This window comes from Peribacillus sp. NPDC076916, from assembly GCF_050269675.1.
GTDB classification, from domain to species: domain Bacteria; phylum Bacillota; class Bacilli; order Bacillales; family DSM-1321; genus Peribacillus; species Peribacillus aracenensis.
Genome location: NZ_JBNNIU010000002.1, coordinates 603,437 through 622,893, shown reverse-complemented (window position 1 = coordinate 622,893; position 19,457 = coordinate 603,437). Strand labels below are relative to the sequence as shown.

At 40.8% G+C, this 19,457-nt stretch carries 13 protein-coding genes and 1 riboswitch; of the genes, 1 reads left to right on the top strand and 12 read right to left on the bottom strand.

Annotation, left to right across the window (positions count from 1 at the left end; all coding sequences use genetic code 11):
* Position 1 precedes the first annotated feature (1 nt).
* The 7 genes from ACQKFG_RS08000 to ACQKFG_RS07970 all read right to left on the bottom strand — a co-directional run bounded on the left by ACQKFG_RS08000 (position 2) and on the right by ACQKFG_RS07970 (position 12,550).
* Positions 2-2,854 (bottom strand): 2-oxoglutarate dehydrogenase E1 component, encoded by a 2,853-nt coding sequence (locus tag ACQKFG_RS08000; protein ID WP_192205124.1) that lies wholly within the window; start codon positions 2,852-2,854, stop codon positions 2-4.
* Positions 2,855-3,230: 376 nt separating this feature from the next.
* Positions 3,231-4,001 carry a dioxygenase family protein gene (locus tag ACQKFG_RS07995; protein WP_427557654.1) on the bottom strand — a complete coding sequence of 257 codons (771 nt, stop codon included), beginning with the start codon at positions 3,999-4,001 and terminating at the stop codon, positions 3,231-3,233.
* A gap of 75 nt (positions 4,002-4,076) precedes the next feature.
* On the bottom strand, positions 4,077-4,844 hold the full coding sequence (locus ACQKFG_RS07990) for a polysaccharide deacetylase family protein (RefSeq protein WP_427557651.1): 768 nt from the start codon (positions 4,842-4,844) through the stop codon (positions 4,077-4,079).
* A 103-nt stretch (positions 4,845-4,947) separates the two neighbouring features.
* Complete coding sequence (gene metH / locus ACQKFG_RS07985) at positions 4,948-8,397, bottom strand: methionine synthase (RefSeq protein ID WP_427557649.1); 3,450 nt, start codon at positions 8,395-8,397, stop codon at positions 4,948-4,950.
* Positions 8,390-10,237, bottom strand: coding sequence for a bifunctional homocysteine S-methyltransferase/methylenetetrahydrofolate reductase (locus tag ACQKFG_RS07980; RefSeq protein WP_349728563.1), 1,848 nt, complete (start codon positions 10,235-10,237; stop codon positions 8,390-8,392). Before ACQKFG_RS07980 ends, metH begins: the two co-directional genes overlap by 8 nt.
* Positions 10,238-10,340: 103 nt before the next feature.
* Positions 10,341-10,439: riboswitch (SAM riboswitch) on the bottom strand.
* A 111-nt stretch (positions 10,440-10,550) separates the two neighbouring features.
* Positions 10,551-11,201: an MOSC domain-containing protein gene (locus ACQKFG_RS07975; protein WP_427557645.1), complete on the bottom strand. Its 651-nt coding sequence runs from the start codon at positions 11,199-11,201 to the stop codon at positions 10,551-10,553.
* 506 nt (positions 11,202-11,707) lie between these two features.
* The gene (locus ACQKFG_RS07970; RefSeq protein ID WP_192205130.1) at positions 11,708-12,550 is read right to left on the bottom strand and encodes a Ku protein; all 843 of its coding nucleotides are present in this window, start codon (positions 12,548-12,550) and stop codon (positions 11,708-11,710) included.
* A gap of 152 nt (positions 12,551-12,702) precedes the next feature.
* Here ACQKFG_RS07970 and ligD point away from each other — a divergent pair, with 152 nt between their 5' ends.
* Entirely contained in the window at positions 12,703-14,550 is a 1,848-nt protein-coding gene (gene ligD / locus ACQKFG_RS07965; RefSeq protein ID WP_427557642.1) for a DNA ligase D, read from the top strand.
* A 201-nt stretch (positions 14,551-14,751) separates the two neighbouring features.
* Here ligD and dapF read toward each other — a convergent pair whose 3' ends face one another.
* The 5 genes from dapF to ACQKFG_RS07940 form a co-directional block, all read right to left on the bottom strand.
* Complete coding sequence (gene dapF, locus ACQKFG_RS07960) at positions 14,752-15,738, bottom strand: diaminopimelate epimerase (RefSeq protein ID WP_427557639.1); 987 nt, start codon at positions 15,736-15,738, stop codon at positions 14,752-14,754.
* A gap of 183 nt (positions 15,739-15,921) precedes the next feature.
* The gene (locus ACQKFG_RS07955; RefSeq protein ID WP_427557636.1) at positions 15,922-17,223 is read right to left on the bottom strand and encodes an NCS2 family permease; all 1,302 of its coding nucleotides are present in this window, start codon (positions 17,221-17,223) and stop codon (positions 15,922-15,924) included.
* A 156-nt stretch (positions 17,224-17,379) separates the two neighbouring features.
* Positions 17,380-17,952: a beta-class carbonic anhydrase gene (locus tag ACQKFG_RS07950; protein WP_192205134.1), complete on the bottom strand. Its 573-nt coding sequence runs from the start codon at positions 17,950-17,952 to the stop codon at positions 17,380-17,382.
* Between the two features lie 89 nt (positions 17,953-18,041).
* The gene (locus ACQKFG_RS07945) at positions 18,042-18,836 is read right to left on the bottom strand and encodes a hypothetical protein (protein WP_192205135.1); all 795 of its coding nucleotides are present in this window, start codon (positions 18,834-18,836) and stop codon (positions 18,042-18,044) included.
* Between the two features lie 229 nt (positions 18,837-19,065).
* A complete protein-coding gene (locus ACQKFG_RS07940) occupies positions 19,066-19,386 on the bottom strand; it encodes a DUF4870 domain-containing protein (protein ID WP_427557631.1) in 321 nt (106 codons plus the stop codon).
* Positions 19,387-19,457 lie beyond the last annotated feature (71 nt).

Sequence of the window (19,457 nt, the reverse complement as noted above, 5' to 3'; positions counted from 1 at the left end):
TTTATTTCTCCCCCTCATTATTGCGTGTAATTGCTTGAGTCATAATCCGTTGTTGTTCATTTTTATGGACAAGTGGATCTCCCTCAGCCGGGCTTGATCTGCGCTTCCTTCCTATATATGTTACTGAAAGATTGCCAGGAGCCGCAGCATTTAGGCGAGGTTCAACAAATGTCCAAGCACCCATGTTTTTAGGTTCTTCTTGAGCCCAGAAGATTTCTTTAAGATTTGTATATTTTTTCAGGGCTTCTTGAACTCCAGTGAATGGGAATGGATAAATTTCTTCGATACTGATGATTTGCAACCAATCTGTATTTTTTTCAGTTGCCGCTTTTTCACGAAGTTCAACCGCCAATTTACCTGATGCAAATACAATGCGTTCAACCGATTTAGGTTTTTTGCCCAAAGCTTTGGTTTCTACGAATGATTCAAAAGAGCCTTCACTGAATTCTTCTGCTGTAGAAGCCATCACTTGATTACGAAGCATACTCTTCGGTGTCATGATGACAAGCGGACGTACTTGCTCTTGATCCAAAATCTTCGCTTGTCTTCTAAGGATATGGAAGTATTGAGCTGCCGAACTCAGGTTGGCAACTGTCCAGTTGTTTTCAGCCGCTAATTGGAGGAAACGCTCCAGGCGGGCACTTGAGTGCTCTGGTCCTTGTCCTTCATAACCGTGTGGAAGCAGCATGACAAGACCTGATTTTTGACCCCATTTTGCACGGCCTGCCGCGATGAATTGGTCAAAGATCACTTGTGCTGTATTAGCGAAGTCACCGAATTGGCCTTCCCATAATACAAGTGTCTCAGGTGCAAATACATTATAACCATATTCATAAGCCAGAACTGCCGTTTCAGTAAGCGGGCTGTTATGAACAGCAAATGATGCTTTGGCAGTTTCTAGTGTGTGAAGTGGTGAATATGTTTTTCCGTTAACACTATCATGTAACATGATATTGCGTTGTGCGAATGTTCCGCGCTCTGAATCTTGTCCTGTCAAACGGATTGGAGTGCCGTCACTTAATATGGATGCGAATGCCAATGTCTCAGCATGAGCCCAATCAATTTTTCCGTCAGCACCAAAGGAATCCAAGCGACGTGATAAGATCTTTCCTAACTTTTTATTAGGAGTGAATCCTTCCGGCCACTTAACAAGTTCTTCGTTAATTGAAACAAGTTCTTGTTTAGGAACTGCCGTATCAATGGCTGGAAGTCCTTTTTCAATAATCCCAGGAGGATTACATTCTTTAGAAGCTTCCGGTTTATTTCCGGAAATTTTTGCATATGCATCTGCAAGCCTTGTATCCACTTGCTCAGCAATCGCTTTAACTTCAGCTTCAGTGAACTCACCGGATTGAATCAGTTTTTTTCCATAAAGCTCTTTAACGGTTTGGTGCTTATGAATTAATGCATACATTTCAGGTTGAGTCACCAATGGCTCATCCATTTCGTTATGGCCGAAACGTCTGTAACCGATCAGGTCGATCAAGAAATCCTTGTTGTATTTTTCACGATATAGGTTAGCAAGGTTCACAGCAGCCATACATGCTTCCGGATCATCTGCATTCACATGCACGATCGGCACTTCAAAGCCTTTGGCCAAATCACTAGCATATAGGGTTGAACGTGAATCTTCACTTTCCGTTGTAAAACCGATCATGTTATTGGCGATGATATGGATGGCGCCGCCAACTTGATAACCGCGTAAACGGCTTAAGTTAAACGTTTCAGGTACAATTCCTTCACCTGGGAATGCTGCATCACCATGAATCAGGATTGCAAGGGATTTGGAAATGTCTTGAACCGGGAACCCTTTTTCTGAACGGTCTTCTTGTGCCGCACGAGAATACCCTTCCACGATTGGACCGACTACTTCCAAGTGACTTGGGTTATTGGCAAGTGTAATCCTTGCTTTTTGTATATTTGATTTAGTTATCTGTTTATCCAGACCTAAATGGTATTTAACATCACCGGTCCATCCATTGTTAATGCCTGTTGAACCTTCGGAAGGAACCAAATCTTTATTCGGTGAATGTTGGAATTCAGAGAAGATGACCTCATATGGCTTTCCTAATACATGTGCTAGAACATTCAAACGTCCTCGGTGAGCCATGGCAATATTCACATTCCCAGTACCGCTTTGAACAGTTTGTGAAATCATTTCATCTAAAATCGGAACCAAAGCATCCAGTCCTTCAATAGAGAAACGTTTTTGCCCTACATATGTGCGGTGAAGGAATTTCTCGAAACCTTCGACTTCATTCAATCGTTTAAGTAATAGTTCCCTTTTCTCTTTAGTCACTTCCGGGAACATGTTTCCGGATTCGACCATATCAGTAAGCCATTGCTTTTCATCCAAGTCATTAACATGGTGAAATTCAAAGGCTATCGTTTTTGTATAGAGTTGTTTTAGGTATTGTACGGCTTCGTATCCGTCTTTCACGTCTTCAGGTGATTCCGGGCAAATAAAGTCAGCCGGTATTTTCCTTAAATCATCTGCAGTCAAGCCATATTTTTCAAAGTGAATTTGTTCAGTGTCCAGAGCTTCTTCTTTTAAAGGATAAATATTTGCAGCAAGATGTCCGTATGCACGGATATTTTCAGCTAACTTGACTGCAGACATAATTTTCTTCATCGGAAGAACTTCTCCAGCTTGTACAGTTGGTGCACTTCCAGTCGTTGTTTCTGCCGATACATCGAATGAAGGAGGACCTGCTACTTCAAAAAAGTTTTTCAGTTCCGGATCCACTTCTTCCGGGTTGGCTAGGAATAGATCGTATTGCTCCATGACATACCCAAGGTTTGGACCTGAAAAAGCTTTCCAGTGGTCTAATACCTTAGAATCATTGATGGTCATTTTGTAAACCCCCAAATTTTTCTCATAATTTTTTTCATTACGTTTTATCCATCCCCAAATTTCTTTCTTCTAAATTTTCCCCAAATATATGATATATATAAGATATACAATAAATAACTTTGGTCATTGAATAATAAAATTTTAAAGGATAAAACGTTTTCAGATGTTATATTAACATGTTTTTGTCGAAATATCCAAAGGTTAAACTACTTTATGCAACCTTTTTGCAACTATATTTCTGTTTAATTCGTCAAAATACGCTTTTAATTGACTTTTTTGCTCATTTAAGTCTTTTTTTCGCTAAAAAAAGATTTTTGTATTTTTGTATAATGATTATTTTTCAGGTAAATTTAACTAGTCTGAAAGCCCTTTCAGCTCAATCAAACTTCCAAGCTGATAAACTTAGATTGCCATATTGAAAGCTCCTATGCAGGAGAGCTGCCTCTTTTTTGTCATCCCCTGACCCCATTGCGATGACCAATGGAACGAAATGCTCTTTGGAGGGCACAGCTTCTGTACTGTATGGGGCGAATTTTTCATACTCAAACAAGGATTGCAAATCCCAATTCATGATTTTCTCTTCGACCCAGTTCTCAAACTCGATTGCCCATCCTTCTGCAACATGCATATCCTCCTGTATTTGGGCGAAATTATGGACAATTCCTCCACTCCCGATAATCAGGACATTACTTTCCTTTAATTCCCTCAATGTTTTCCCAATTTCATACTGCTTGTACAATGGCAGTGCAGGACTAATGGACATAGATACGGTCGGGATGTCAGCTTCGGGATACATGATATGCAAAAGCCCCCATGATCCATGGTCCAGGGGGCGCTTATCATCAAGTTCCCCCAATACACCTATCCTGGACAATAAGGTTAAAATTCGATCTGACAGCTCAAGACATCCCCTGGCTGGATAAGTAATCTGAAATATTTCTTCAGGATACCCTGCAAAATCATAAATGACTTCATGCTTCCCTACTGCTGAAATCATTTGATCTTCGCTTTCCCAATGTGCTGACAAAATTACGATGGCAGCAGGTTTCTTCATAGTTTGCATATAATCCTTCAAAAAAGAAGTGTAGCCATTCTTTTCCAAAGCTAATAGCGGTGTTCCATGTGATAAAAACAATGATGGCATCATAGAAACGATAAATCCTTTCGCATTGTAATCTCAATACCCTATACCTTAATTTACTATAGATAAACATTGTGTTCATCAATTAAATTGCAATTTCGGGGTTGTCTCATCAATAGTATCGAAGGTATACCCTTCTTTTTTAAGAAATTCAATTATATCAGGCAATGCTTTCACTGTATTCTTCATACTATTGATATCATGCAATAAGATATTAACATGCTTTTGATTTTTCGTCCCTTTTTGTACGGCAGTAATGATTTGTTGTTCACTTATTGACGGACTGAAGCCATCTGTCGAGTCAATGGACCAATCAAAGTAAATATACCCTTTATCCTTTAGTTGTTGAAGGATTCCATTAATGATGGGTTTCGTTGCAGCCTGATGCCGCAGACGATTATTCGAGCCGCCAGGAAGGCGCACAATACGGCTTTTTATCCCATATTCCTTTTGCAGCATGGTTTCAAGCCTATTCAAATCTTGAAAGAAACTCTCAGTCGATCGATAAACGATGGAATAATCATGTGTATAAGAATGAAGGGCAATCGCATGACCCCGGGAAACCATTTCCTGATAACTTTCCTTTGCGTATGGTTCTTCATTCCCTTTAACGAAAAATGTGGCCTTAACATGATAGCCGTCCAAAATATCCAATATCTTCATGGTATTCAAAGATGGTCCGTCATCGAATGTCAAATAAGCGATTTTCTGATTTTCCTTACTTTTCAGGAGCGGTGTGATCTCTTCGGGAACCATTGCATGTACTTGAATGTTCTCGACATCCACAGCCAACAAAATAATAATGAAAGAACCCGCCATGAATAGAAATAATTTCAGGAAATTATTCATAGGTGTTGCATCCCCTTCCTTTTGACCATTAAGATGTACCAATTAAGGGGTTTCATGCACTAAAAGGCAGCGGTAAAAAATACCGCTGCCTTTATTAAATGAGTTATCGATCGACATTGAAGTAACGGGCTTCAGGATGTGCAAAAACAATGGCTGACACGGAAGCCTCTGGTTCCATCATGAATCCTTCTGTCAATTCCACGCCAATATCCTGAGGTTGTAACAAGCGGAATAGCTTCTCCTGGTCTTCCAGATTAGGACAAGCAGGATAACCAAATGAAAACCTTTGCCCGGTGTACTTAGCGGCAAACCGCTCTTTCATGGTCATTTCAATCGGATCGCTTATACCTAAATCATCCCGCATTAATTGATGAATTCTTTCTGCGAAACCTTCAGCTGTTTCGAGAGCAAGTGATTGAAGGGCGTGATTTTTCAAGAAATCGCCTTCAAACTTTAGTTTTTCTGCCCATTTTCTAATCCCTTTTCCGGCAGTGACAAGGAAGAAACCAACATAATCCATTTGCCCGGAGGAGATTGGTTTCGCGAAGTCCGCTAAACAAAGATGCGGATTCGTATCTTGCCGGGGGAAGTCGAAAGTTTCCAAAACCTCGTTATGGTTGTCCGGGTTGTATACCAATAGCTTATCTCCTTCGCTTTGAGCAGGGAAAAATTGATAAACTGCATTCAAACCATAATCCGGTTCCATCTTTAGAAATTCAATCAATTCATCAACGAGATCATTTAGTTGCACTGCTTTTTCATTCCCTTGCTTAAGCAATTCGGACACTTTACCTTTTAACCCCAAATGATGTCCAATCAGCATTTGCCTATTAATATACGGCTGGATGACATCCAATGGATAGTTTTTCAGGACGTGACGCTTGATGTCACGCGGTATTTGAACAGGAGCATCGCTTAAAGGGGCAGCTGTGGACTGCTTCCGAACAGGTTTTTCCATCGTGGCAGCAATGGCGGCATTCGCTTTCGCTCTTTCCCGTTTCTCGACTAACTCTTCCAAGTACACCACTTTTTTGTCAGAGTCATGTAAAATATTCGTTACAGCCAAACCATCCATCGCATCTTTGGAATATAAAACCGGCCCTTCATATTCAGGTGATATTTTAAAATCGGTGAATTTACGGGATAATGCTGCCCCTCCCACTAAAATTGGGGTATCTATTCCCGCTTGCCTTAAATCCTGTGCTGTTAAAACCATTTGCTGTGCAGATTTGACAAGTAACCCAGATAGGCCAATGATAGTTGGCTCATGTTTTCGAACCTCTTCTATGATTTGTTGCGGTGCGACCTTTATTCCCAAATCAATGACTTCATAGCCATTATTGGATAGGATGATATCCACTAGGTTTTTCCCGATATCATGCACATCTCCCTTGACGGTCGCCAAAAGGATTTTCCCTTTCTTAGCACTATCTTCTGAGTTTTCCATTAGTGGTTCAAGGTGGGATACAGCCGCCTTCATCGCTTCAGCACTCTGGAGCACCTCTGCGACAATAAGTTGGTTGTCATTAAACAACCTCCCCACCTCACTCATGCCATCCATCAATGGTCCATTGATGATTTCCAATGGGTTGTCACCGCGCTCAATCGCTTCATTTAAATCATCAACCAATCCTTCTTTCGTTCCCTCGATAATATAGTTACCTAAACGTTCATCCAATGGCAGGATCACACCATTATCCTTCTTCTCCGCTTTTTTCCCGCGATAAAACTCGGTAAAAATCGCTAAAGTTTCAGTTGAAGTCTCAAATAGCAGTGCCTCAGCCAATTTCACTTCCTCTTCCGGTATCAGAGCGAAACGTTCAAGTTTTTCTGTATTCACGATAGCATAATCGAGACCCGCTTTTGTACAATGGTAAAGGAAAACTGCATTTAATATTTCCCTTCCCCTCGCTGGCAGACCGAATGAAACGTTAGAAATGCCAAGTATCGTTAGGCATTCCGGAAACTTTTCTTTAATCGCCTTTATTCCATTCACCGTTTCCAATGCAGATCCAATATATTGTTCATCCCCTGTGCCTACAGGAAATACAAGCGGATCAAAAATGATGTCACTTTTGTTCAGACCGTACTTATTAACGAGCAAATTCACAGACCGTGTAGCCACTTCCAATTTCCGTTCAGCATCGACTGCCATCCCAGTTTCATCAATGGTTCCTACGACAACTGCAGCACCATATTGATGGACTAATGGCACTATTTTTTCAAAGCGCTCTTCACCATCTTCAAGGTTTATGGAATTAATGATCGATTTCCCTTGTGAATGTTTTAATGCTTGTTCAAGCACGGCTTCATCCGTAGTATCGATGACCAATGGGACTTTCACTTTTTTGACGACCTCTTCCACAAATTCCTTCATATCGCCAAGCTCATCCCCATCAGGATCAGCAAGACAGATATCAATGACATGGGCCCCTTTTTTTACCTGGGAGCGTGCAATTTCGGCAGCTGGCTCATAATGCTTTCCGCGTATCAGCTCCTTGAATTTTCGGGAACCGATAACATTCGTTCTTTCACCTACGAATAAAGGCCGCATTGAATCATCATAAATTAGCGGCTCTATGCCCGATACGGCATGACCATGGGCTGTTTCCGTAATTGTACGGGGTTTCATGCCTTCGAGGACCCTGGAAAGTTCTTTAATATGTTCTGGTGTCGTACCACAACATCCGCCAATGATATTGATCCATCCCTTTTCGGCGAATTGCTTCATTTTCTCTGCCAGTGAAGTAGGTGACTCATGATAGTGGCCTTCTTCATCAGGGAGCCCGGCATTCGGATAACAGCTGATGGCGCTATTTGATATATCTGCAAGTGTCCTGATATGGTCTATCATGAATTCCGGCCCTGTTGCACAATTAAGGCCAACCGCAACGGGCTTCATATGTTCAACCGATAAATAGAAAGCTTCTATGGACTGGCCAGCAAGCGTAGTGCCCATCGGTTCGATTGTCCCTGATATGATGACAGGCACATCTTTTCCTGTTTTAGCGAATGCTGCTTTGATTCCGGAAAAGGCTGCCTTGACATTAAGCATATCCTGACAGGTTTCCACCAATAACAAGTCTACCCCGCCATCCAAGAGACCCAGTGCCTGTTCTGCATAGGAATCGGTTAAAATATCAAAAGTCGTTCCGCCCGTTACGGAAAGCGTTTTTGTAGTTGGACCCATCGAGCCAGCTACATACCTTGGCCATTCATCATTGGAGTACTTTTCACAAGCTTTAACGGCAAGCTCAGCTGAAATCTTATTAAGTTTGTAAGCGATAGTGCTTATTTGGTATTCCTCGAGTACGATGCTGGTCGCTCCGAAGGTATTTGTTTCAATGATGTCTGCACCCGCTGCTAAATATTTTTCATGAATGGATTGGATGATTTCCGGTTGCGTCAATGATAAATATTCATTGCAGCCCTCGAATTGTTCCCCTCCAAAATCCCCTGCCGTCAAATTCTCCGCTTGAAGCATGGTTCCCATCGCCCCGTCAAGAAGGAGTATTTTAGAATTCAACTGATCTTGAATCGCTTTTTTATTCATGTACTGCCACCTCTGATGTATGTTTACTATCGACTTTTCTAATATATTTCGTAAGTTCCGCCGTCATTTCATAGCGAAGGAACGGAGTGATTAAATATATGCCCTTGAATTTTTCCCTTGCCGCGTCCACTAGCTCTCGCGCGATATTCACTCCTTCAATCCTCGACTTTACAGGGTCATCCCCCGCTAACGCCATGGCTCTTCTAACATTATCAGGCAATTTGATGCCTGGGATTTCATTATGGATGAATTCGGCGTTCCTGGTGCTGGTCAAGGGCATGATACCGATGAAGATCGGGGTTTCTAAATGTTTTGTAGCTTCATATACTTCTTCGATCTGCTCCACGGAATAGATTGGCTGTGTCAAGAAAGATTGGGCACCGCAGGCAATCTTCTTTTCCATTCTCAGTACCGCTTTATCCAGATATTTCACATTGGGATTAAACGCTGCAGCAATTTTGAAATTTGCCCGTTGGCCCAAACTTTGACCCGAATAGGAAAGACCTTCATTAAATTGTTTGACCATACTTATTAGGTCAAAGGAAGATAAATCATAAACCGAAGTGGCGCCCGGGAAGTCCCCAATTTTTGAAGGGTCTCCAGTGATGATCAATATTTCGTTCAGGCCCACCGTCTGCAGACCCATTAAATGTGACTGCAGTCCAATCAAATTTCGATCACGGCATGTTATATGCACCATCGGCTCTATATTCAGTTGGTTCTTAAGTAAATTAGCCAGTGCATCATTCGATATCCTTGGTGAGGCAAGCGAATTATCCGCTAATGTAATGGAATCGACCCCTGCTTTTTTCAAAACCTCGGCACCAGTCATGAAGCTCGCTATACCTAACTTTTTCGGTGGATCAAGTTCGACTAGAATCGTCCTTTCTGTTTTGGCCTTTTCGAACAGGGGACGTTCCAATTCTCTATCATTCACTTCAATTATTTCTATTTCACGGGATTTCGTAAATTTCTCTTTCACAGGAGCCAAACTTCCAATCGCATTCTTTACAGCTTGAATATGCAGCGGAGTCGTTCCACAGCACCCTCCTATGATCGCGGCACCCTGCTCACGAAGTTCTAGGGCACTTGAACCGAAGTATTCCGGCACAGCTTTATAGACGAGCCTTCCATCCACATAATCCGGGAGGCTGGCATTTGGGTATATGGCAATTGATGCTTGCTTTGGCAAACTCACTTCTTCCAAGGCCCGAATCATATGATGTGGACCGAGACGGCAATTCACCCCCACAACATCGGCACCCAATTGCTCAAGTTTTTGAAAGGCTTCATTTAAATGGATTCCATTTTGAAGATTTCCCAGTTCATGCATCGAAACATTTGCGATGATCGGCAGTCCAGTTTCATTTTTAACGATTTGCAGGACGGTTTCCAGTTCTTCCAGGTCATAAAATGTTTCCAAGAGAATCCCATCAGGGTTTTCCATCAAAAGACTGTATAGCTGTTCACGAAAACCCCGTTTTATCTCTTCCATGCTTAAATCCGATTTCCTGATGCTCCGCTGTGCCCCTATGGTACCGAATACGTATGCCTTTCCTTTTGCCGCTTTTTTTGCAAGAATGACTCCCTGGCGATTGATTCTGCTTACCTCATCTTCCAGTCCATACCGTTTCAATTTGTTGAAATTGGCTCCGTATGTATTCGATTGAAGGATATCTGCACCAGCTTCCAAATAGGCACGGTGGATGGATTCTATTTGATCTGGGTTCGTGCAGTTTAATTCCTCATAGCATTGATCGATGCCATTTGAATACAATAAGGTCCCCATTGCCCCTTCCCCAACCAGTATTCTTTCTTTCACGTCTTTACGAAAATTCATCATTACATCCTCTCTCAAAAACAATCCTGTTTTTGTCGTATTCTATGAGTATGAGAGAAAAGGAAAAAAACCTTCTCAAAGAAGAAGGCTTTTTGAAACATTCTCCTCATCTATCAAGCTCTGCTTGCTGGATTTAGCACCTTTGCCTAAGCTGGTTGCTGAGGTTTCTTCGGGCCAGTCCCTCCACCTCTCTCGATAAGATCCATTTATATAATTTTCACAAGATTTCAAAATTTGATTATACTTAATTTACATTAATAATCTGTCAATTTCAATACCTGATCGACATTTTTTTCACTTTTGCAAAAATCATTCAACCTTTTGCAGCTTGAACCCTCTTCAGGATCCTTTGTTTCCAGTCTTCCGCTAACGAGTCTAGTGTAAGTAAAGCCTTTGCGCCTTCCAGCCCATCTCGTTTATGAAGGATTACCTCTGCTGCATAATGAACTGAAATTTTTTCCTGCAAACGATCTATCAGCACAATCTCGTTTTGTTTATTTATCGTTCCTTCTTGAAGTACTCGTGCAAAATAACCAGTTAAACTCGTTTTCAGCACAAGTTCCAAAAACTTAGGTTCTTGATTGAAATGGGAAATGGTCGAACAAAGTATCCTCCCCTGGTTAATTTGAACAATCACTTCGCCTATTTGATAAATATCGCCAATATATGTTGTTTCTTCTCTCATCCCCGCTACAGTTAAGTTTTCACCGAATGCAGGGATTTCTAGTTTTTTAGAGAATTTTTCATTCCATAATGAATAATGCTCAAAGGGGTAAAAGCACAAAACGCGATCAGGACCTCCGTGAAACTTTACATTACCAACCCCATCACCAATTATACCTGATTTAGTCACTGTCACATTATCCTGTGCTTGTTTATCCATTGCTGAAAAGATTTCGATATTCGAAAAAATTTCATGCTTCGGCTTCCCGGCATGAAGTGCTTTGATTTTTCCATTTTCCATTTTGCATCTTCCATTCAAATATATTTTTTATCATTCTGTATGTATAAATTATACTAAAAATCCATTTATTCTGTAGTTATTTATAAGAATATGAAAATGCAAAAGCCTCATGAGCCGTTAAATGGGGGAAATATCATTGATTTCCAGAAAAATTCATAGGTTAGTTTCAGTAATTTTGTTGCTATTTCAGAATTAAATATGGTAGAATATGAACACAATATATAGTCGAAAACTACAACCGTTCGCCTATATGTTGATTTTCACGATTGAATTCCTCATTGTCGCTCTTTAGGGAGCGAATTTTTTTGCCTTCATTTCCATCCACCATTTTCTATTAATCCCATTTTGTTTCTTACATCGTGATCCACTTACATATTTGCACTTTCCTTACCTATGTAAATCTCCCCCCTATTAATTCACTTTCCTTACCATTCAGAAAGCAAATTACCTTGCTAAAACAAGCAGGAAGCCGAGCGACATCATGTGTCTTCCGCTCAGCTTCCTGTTTAAGCTTGTTTCTTTTTTTTCGGTGCCACTTTCTTTCGGGTCGTCTTTTTCATTTCCGTTTCATCATGTTTCGTACGGTCAATGGATGCCTGTAAAGCCTCCATTAAATCGGTTACATTGTTGGAAACTGGTTCTTTTGTTTTGGCTGTAATCGTCGTCTGTCCTGCTTTCTTTGATTCAATCAATTCAAGCAACGCGGTTCGATAGTCATCGGTGTATTTTGCCGGATCGAAAGTAGTCGTTAATTGATCTATCAATAAAACGGCAGTATCGATTTCTTTTTTTTCAATGGTATCGTTGGCAGGAATATTCGGAACATCCGCTGTGGGGCGAACTTCATCCGGATAATGAATCGTTTCCATCACCAAGGTATTATCAACGACTCGGATTACCGCCATTTGTTCTTTAGAGCGGATGATGATTTTCGCTAACCCTACCTTATTCGATTCCTTGAGGGCCTGTCTCAAAAGAGAATAAGCTTTTATCCCTCCGTCATTAGGAGACATGTAATAACTCCGGTTAAAATAAATGGGATCTATTTCTTCAATTTTAACGAAATCCACGATTTCCACGGCTTTTTCTTCGTTTTGTTTTTTCAGTTGTTCTAGTTCATTGTCTTCCAATACAACAAACTTTCCCTTTGTATACTCAAAAGCGCGGACTATATCATCCTTCCCCACTTCTTTCTGGCATACCGGACAAACCTTTTCGTATTTAATCGGTGAATGACATTCCTTATGCAACGTCCTCAAAGAAATATCCTTATCCTCCGTAGCAGCATGAAGTTTGATCGGAATGTTCACCAAACCGAATGATATGCTCCCCTTCCACATCGTATGCATATTCGTCACCTCATAACTTATTTTTAAAGAGAAGAACGATTTTATTATTCCCCTTTGTTCAAAAAAAACCGAAAAAATAATTGCCAACTCTAACACTTCGTTTTTTTGGCAAAATAATCTTAACCAATTATTTGCGGAGGTAAATACAAAAAATGAAACCGATGCTGCCTACCTATTACCCTGAAGCCCACAATTCCAAGGATTGGCGTTATGAAGTCAAATATGACGGCTTTAGGGCTATTTTAACGATAGACTCCGATACCATTAGCATTTCGAGTCGGAACGAAAAGGAATTATCACCACAATTCCCGGAAATCATTGCTTACATCAAAAATCTGCACCTGAAAGACTATCTCCCGCTTCGGTTAGATGGCGAATTGGTCTGGCTTACCAATCAGGCAAAAGCCGACTTTTTTCAAATACAGTGGCGAGGACGCCTTGGGAAACAATCCTTAATTTCAGAAAATGCCCGTTTTTCCCCATGCCGGTTCATAGCGTTTGACCTGCTTAGCATCAGCGGAAAAAACGTAGCAGCTAAACCCATGGAAGAAAGAAGGGAATTGATGTTGAATATGGGGGCAAATCTTGGCTTTCCTATGCCCCCTGATCCCAACGATAAGGCTTTGATACAATTAATAGAGAGTTTTGACATATTGGATAATGCCTTGAATAAGGTCACCCTATTAGATGGCGAAGGGGTTGTCGCCAAGGAAATTCGTGGGACTTGGCAAGAAGGGAAACGTACTGCCTCATGGATCAAGGTGAAAAATTGGAAGACCGTTTCTTGTTTCATTACAGCATTGCATAAAGAAAATGGTTACGTTTCCCTCGCAGTTTTCAAAGAAGGTGCCGTAACCAAAATCGGAAGTGTTAAAAATGGACTGAGTCCTCAAGATAAAAGGATATTGCATGAACTGATCAAGCAAAATGCATCAGACGAGGACACACAATTTTTTTATATCCATCCATCCATTTGCATCGAAGTCCAATTCTTGCACGTGTATGAGGAGAATGAATTGCGTGAGCCTCAATTTTCACAATGGCTTTTACAAACGGCTCCCGAAGAATGTACCTGGGAGAAATTCGTGCTAGGTCAATATACATTTCCAGATACTGTGCAAATAACTTCCAGGGATAAACCGCTTTGGATAACAGGAAATAAAAAGGTGATAAAGGTTGAATACCTCCATTATTTACGGGAGGTTTCAGCTTTCTTCTTACCCTTCTTGAAGAATAAACTGCTTACGACGATCCGCTATCCTCATGGCACTTTGGATAAAGAAAGATTTTTCCAGAAAAACAAACCTGATTATGCGCCGTCCTTTATTAAAACGTTCATTGATGAAGATATCGAGTATATGCTATGTAACGATATTGAAACGCTTCTTTGGTTCGGCAATCAACTTGCATTGGAATTCCATGCGCCATTTCAGAAAGCGGGTAAAACACGCCCCGACGAAATCGTCCTGGACTTGGATCCTCCTTCCATCGAATATTTCTCCTTAGCGATAAAGGCCGCACAGGAAATAAAGAAGGTGATGGATTCATTAAGGATAAAAGCTTTTGTAAAAACTTCAGGTAACAAAGGACTGCAAATACACATCCCACTGCCTGTAGACACATTTACTTATCAGGAGACACGCATTTTCACTGACTTTCTCGGTGACTACTTATCAAGTTCCAACCCAAATGATTTTACAACGGAAAGGATGAAAATAAATCGGCATAATCGACTTTACTTGGACTTTGTGCAGCATAGTGAAGGAAAAACCATCATCCTTCCTTATTCCCCGCGGGGAAATTCTTTCGCTGGCGTGGCTACACCTTTGTTTTGGAAGGAAGTGGATGAAAGTCTCCAGTTAAAGGACTTTACGATTGAAACCATACCAAGCAGAATAAAAAAGGAAGGGTGTGCATTTATGGATTACAGACTCATCGATAATGGACCAGCCTTTTTGGAAGTATTGTCGTTCCTAAAACAAAAAAAGACCAACAGCTGATTGGTCTTAGCGAGTTTAAAATGAACCGTTGATCCCCCTCACCAGGCACTCTTTCTGGGACGCACTTTTCTAAGCAGGAGTCCCCTGACTTCCGGTCCGGATCAACTGGAATGGTCTTTTGATTACATTACTAAGAGGTTTTTAAATGAGAAAACTGCAGGCAAACTCTCTTCTTCGAGTTTGCTGCAGTCTGAATTTTTTTTATAATTTTGTTTTCAAATAACTTTGAACTTCATCCTGAAGCTTGGCATATAAGCTTGTTTCCAATTCAAAATCCTCTTTTTCAAGCACTTCAAATTTTTCAGGCTGATCTAAGTCCATTTCAATCGATACCTTGAATTCATAGGTTGCGTTCCCGATTAAATCAATTGAATACTTTTGGCTTTCATCATCATGGTGGACCACGCATTTAACTTTTCCGCCGTTATTGTAGACAGATATTTCACTTTCCAACGCGTTTAATCCAACAGAGCATGTTACTAGGCTTGAAGCTGACATCGCCGTTCCACACGCATTCGTGAAGCCTACCCCCCGTTCGAATGTCCGCACATAAATGCTCCCTGGTTCCAGCTCTTTCACGAAGCTGACATTGACACCATCAGGGAAAAGCTCATTCGGTTGATTGACCTTTGTTGAAAGTTCATCCTGCAAACCACTTTGCAAAACCTCACTATCAACCAGCGTGATCAAATGTGGATTAGGAACCGCCAATGCCGAAAATAATAGGGTATCATGAAGTTCCGGCAATAATTCGTTTTGCAACTGTTCTTTAGCCAATACAAGAGGTAGATCCTTCACATTAAAACTCACCGGTGAAATTTCCACCTTGAAAGTCGGAATTCCCTCATAAACATCTTCCGTTTTTTCCACGAGTAGATTTGCCTTCATGGTTTCCACAATCATTTTATCGAGTCCTAGAACGTCGTTCGCGTAACGTGCAACACAGCGAAGTCCATTGCCGCACATCGAGGCTTCCGATCCATCCGCATTAAAAACACGCATCCGGCAATCAGCATGTTCACTTTTCATTACGAACAAAATACCATCCGCCCCAAGCTTTTCCCTATTGCATAGGGCCTTCGCGAAATTTTTCCGCTCTTCTTCAGTAAACGTCAGGGTCGTAGTCAATTCATCAATGATTAAGAAATCATTTCCTGAACCATGGCTTTTTAAACCTTCAATAATCATCCTGTCACATCCTCTAATATGCTGCTTGTCATTTATCATTTTTTTAATATTCTATATCATAGCATTTTCAAGATGGATGTGTCATCGCGTAAATCACAATATATCTATTTTTTCCGAAGAAAAAACCAATAAGAAGAGCGGTTGGAATGAGAATTAACTCCTTCCAACCGCTCTATTGAATTATTAACCGATCATACCAATGATGAAATAGACGATAAACATTCCGGCACTCACATACATCGGGGCTGACACTTCTTTCGCTTTTCCGGTTACCAGCTTCAAGAACGGGTACAGGATGAAACCGAATGCCATTCCATCGGCAATACTGTAAGTGAAAGGAATGATCGTGATGATCATGATTGCAGGTATGCTCTCGGTTAAATCGCTGAAATCCAGCTCTTTTATATTTCCGAGCATCAAAATGCCAATGATGATTAAGATGGGGGCAATGGCGCTATCAGGGATTACTTTAATCACCGGTATAAATAGAAGTGATAGAATGAATAGCACGCCCGTCACCACGGAAGTAAAACCAGTTCTGCCTCCTGATGCGATTCCAGCTGCCGTTTCAACTGTAGCAACGGTAGGACTCGAACCGAATATACCTGAAAACAGAACGGACACACTTGTCGCCTGCAGCGACTTTTTATAGGCATCCTGGCGGTTTATGCTATCTACATGCCCGTGTACAAGACCAATATTTTCAAAAACAAGAACCATCGTCATTGCAAATACACTTATCCAGAATTCAATCCGGTTCGCTTCCAAGAACGATAATGAAAAGAAGAGATCGCCGTAGGAAGCTGTGTCAATGCCTGAAAAATGGATTTTTGAAAGTTGAACCGTCCCGAACCAATAAGCAATGAGGCTGCCTGCCAGGATGGTAATCATGAAATTACCGGGGACATTTTTGATGAACAGAGTGATTGCCAGAAAAAAGGTCAACACCGTTGCACACACCGCTGGATCGCTTAAATCTCCCAGTGCGACGATAGATGATGAACCTCTCGTGATTATCCCGCCCTTTTCGAGACCGATTAGCATCAAGAATAAGCCAAGACCGACAGATATGGCTTCTTTAATCGACCTTGGAATCGAATCACTGATTAACTTAGAGTATTTTGTAAAAGCGATGACTACAAAAATGACCCCTGAGATAAATACAGCACCCAATGCCGATTGCCAAGATAGACCCATCCCTTGAACCATTGTATAAGCAAATAGTGCATTTACGCCCATTCCTGGAACGAGGAGGATTGGGACATTCGCCCAAAGTCCTATCATGACACAGCTTAAAGCAGATAAAAGAATCGTCGCAATCACTGCACCATTAATCGGAATGCCCGCTTCCGATAAAATCAGGGAATTCACGATGAGAATATAGACTATTGTAAAATAGCCGACCACTCCAGCAAGGATTTCACGTTTTCCATTCGTTCCATAGTCGGAAAAATGAAAAAACGTTTCCAAGTTTAATTTCTTCATGATGTATCCTTATTAAATTTGTCCCTCGCCCACCCGTTTGTATTAGTGACAAACTACACTTGGCGATTTTAACAAAAAAAAGGATAAAAATAAATAGTAAAGATCAAAATTTGAAAAAAACTGTCGGAAATAATCCCGACAGCCTTGTTGAATATATTATTTTTGTCCTTCCGCATACCCATCGACTACCAATTCCAGCTTCCCTGTATCAGGTGAAATGATAAGACCATGAACAGGAATATTTTTAGGGATCAAAGGGTGTCCTTTAATCACTTCCACACTTTTCTTACAACTTTCATAAACATCATCAAATCCGCGAAGCCAACTGCGAATATCTATTCCTGAAGCTCCAAGGGTATCGATGGTGCTCTGTGGAATATCACGTTCGAGCATCTTCCCTACTACAGAATCAGCATCCACTGAAGCCATCCCGCAATCATGGTGAGGAATGACCAATACTTCATCTGCCTTTAGCTCATAAACGGCAACAAGGATACTCCGCATGACACTTCCGAAAGGATGGGAGACGATTGCCCCGGCAGTCTTCAGGATTTTGACATCGCCATTTTTGACATTCAAGGATTTTGGCAATAGTTCAACGAGTCGTGTGTCCATACAGCTTATGATGACCATACGTTTCTCAGGGAACTTATCCGTTCTATACTTGACATATTCGCCTTTTTCTACAAACTGTTCATTAAAATCAAGAATCTCATTAAGTAAACTCATATTTACCACCTTTTATTTAAGTATTTAATCTATGTATTCCACTAAGATTATATCAAATATTTAAAAGATTTGCTAAAGAGTAACCTTAGTCAATTTGAACGATGATTTAAAGTGGCTGCACAGAAGCCCAAGACGATGATTTTAGGAATTTTATCAACTTTTGATGAAAATGAAAGTATGGGTGTATTTGTCTTGAATCGTTTCCCCCACTCCAAAGGCATCCAGCCCTCTTGGTATGAAACGATTTTTTCCCCTTCTTTTGTGGAAATCTCGAATGAATTCACACTTCCCGGCGTTTCAATGGGCATCCATTCCGTACCATCTTCCTTATATATCATTCCATTAATCTTTAAGAATGACCGATTTTCTTGATACGATCCAATAATGCCACCCTGATCATCCATGATCGTCAATTTATTGAAAAGTCCCCTTTTAATATGGTACTTAGCCAACAATCGCCCCTCATGGTCCACCAGTTCATAACGCTTGGCCAGGAGCATCGACAAGAAATTGGGTATCATCCACATGAACCACTTCATATTCAAATCCCGTACCTCGCCCATTAGAGACCCATCCGGTGCAAAAAGAAGCAGGCGCAATGTCGGCGCTGGCATAAAGGTCAACAAAACATGTTCATTTTTAAATAACCCGGGATTTGTCCCGATGTGTTCATCAGGCAATTCCTTCAATCTATTTTCATATATACGATGACTGACAAATTGGGCAATGCTAATGAAAATAAAAGGAGACGTTATCAATAATATATTGCCCGGAATCATTTTGAAAATATGACAAATGAAAAATACAATGGCCAAAAGAAGTGATATCCAAGATGCATGGAAATTTGAATTGCTTGTTTTCTGATAATATTCACGTATATTCATATCCTGCTCTGCTCCTCACTCCTTACAAGAAAGATTGCCGCAACGAACATTGATTTTTTGCAGTACCACAAACCGCCCGGCATCCACTTCCTAAAAGTGCATTGAAGTAATTATCATAATACTTTATTCGCTTTAATGTGATCTATTCCTTTTTTAATGTAGGTCAATTCCCAACTTGGTTCATATAAAAAAGGACTCCGAATTGAACGGAATCCTTTTTACATCATTACTATAAAATCCTGAAAATCAACGGGAACCTATAATCCGTTCCTTCATAAGCCCTAATGGCAGCGATGATGGTGAATACGACTAAAGCTATCCCTATAACCGGCAATAGCAAGAATCCAACCAATACTACAGTGAGTATCCCTGCAACTATTGAATATACGGTGTAGGAAATGAAAAAATTCAGGTATTCCCTTCCGTGATAATCCACAAATTGTGACGAGTCCTTCTTCAATAACCAAATCACTAAAGGACCGATAAATGCTGTAAAAAAGCTGATCACATAAATAAGGGCAGCAAACACTCTTTCATCTTTAGTAGGCATAGTGTCTTCTCCTCCTTTCTCATATGAATAATTACGAATCAAATGCAAAATAGTTTCATTTTTCCTCTCAT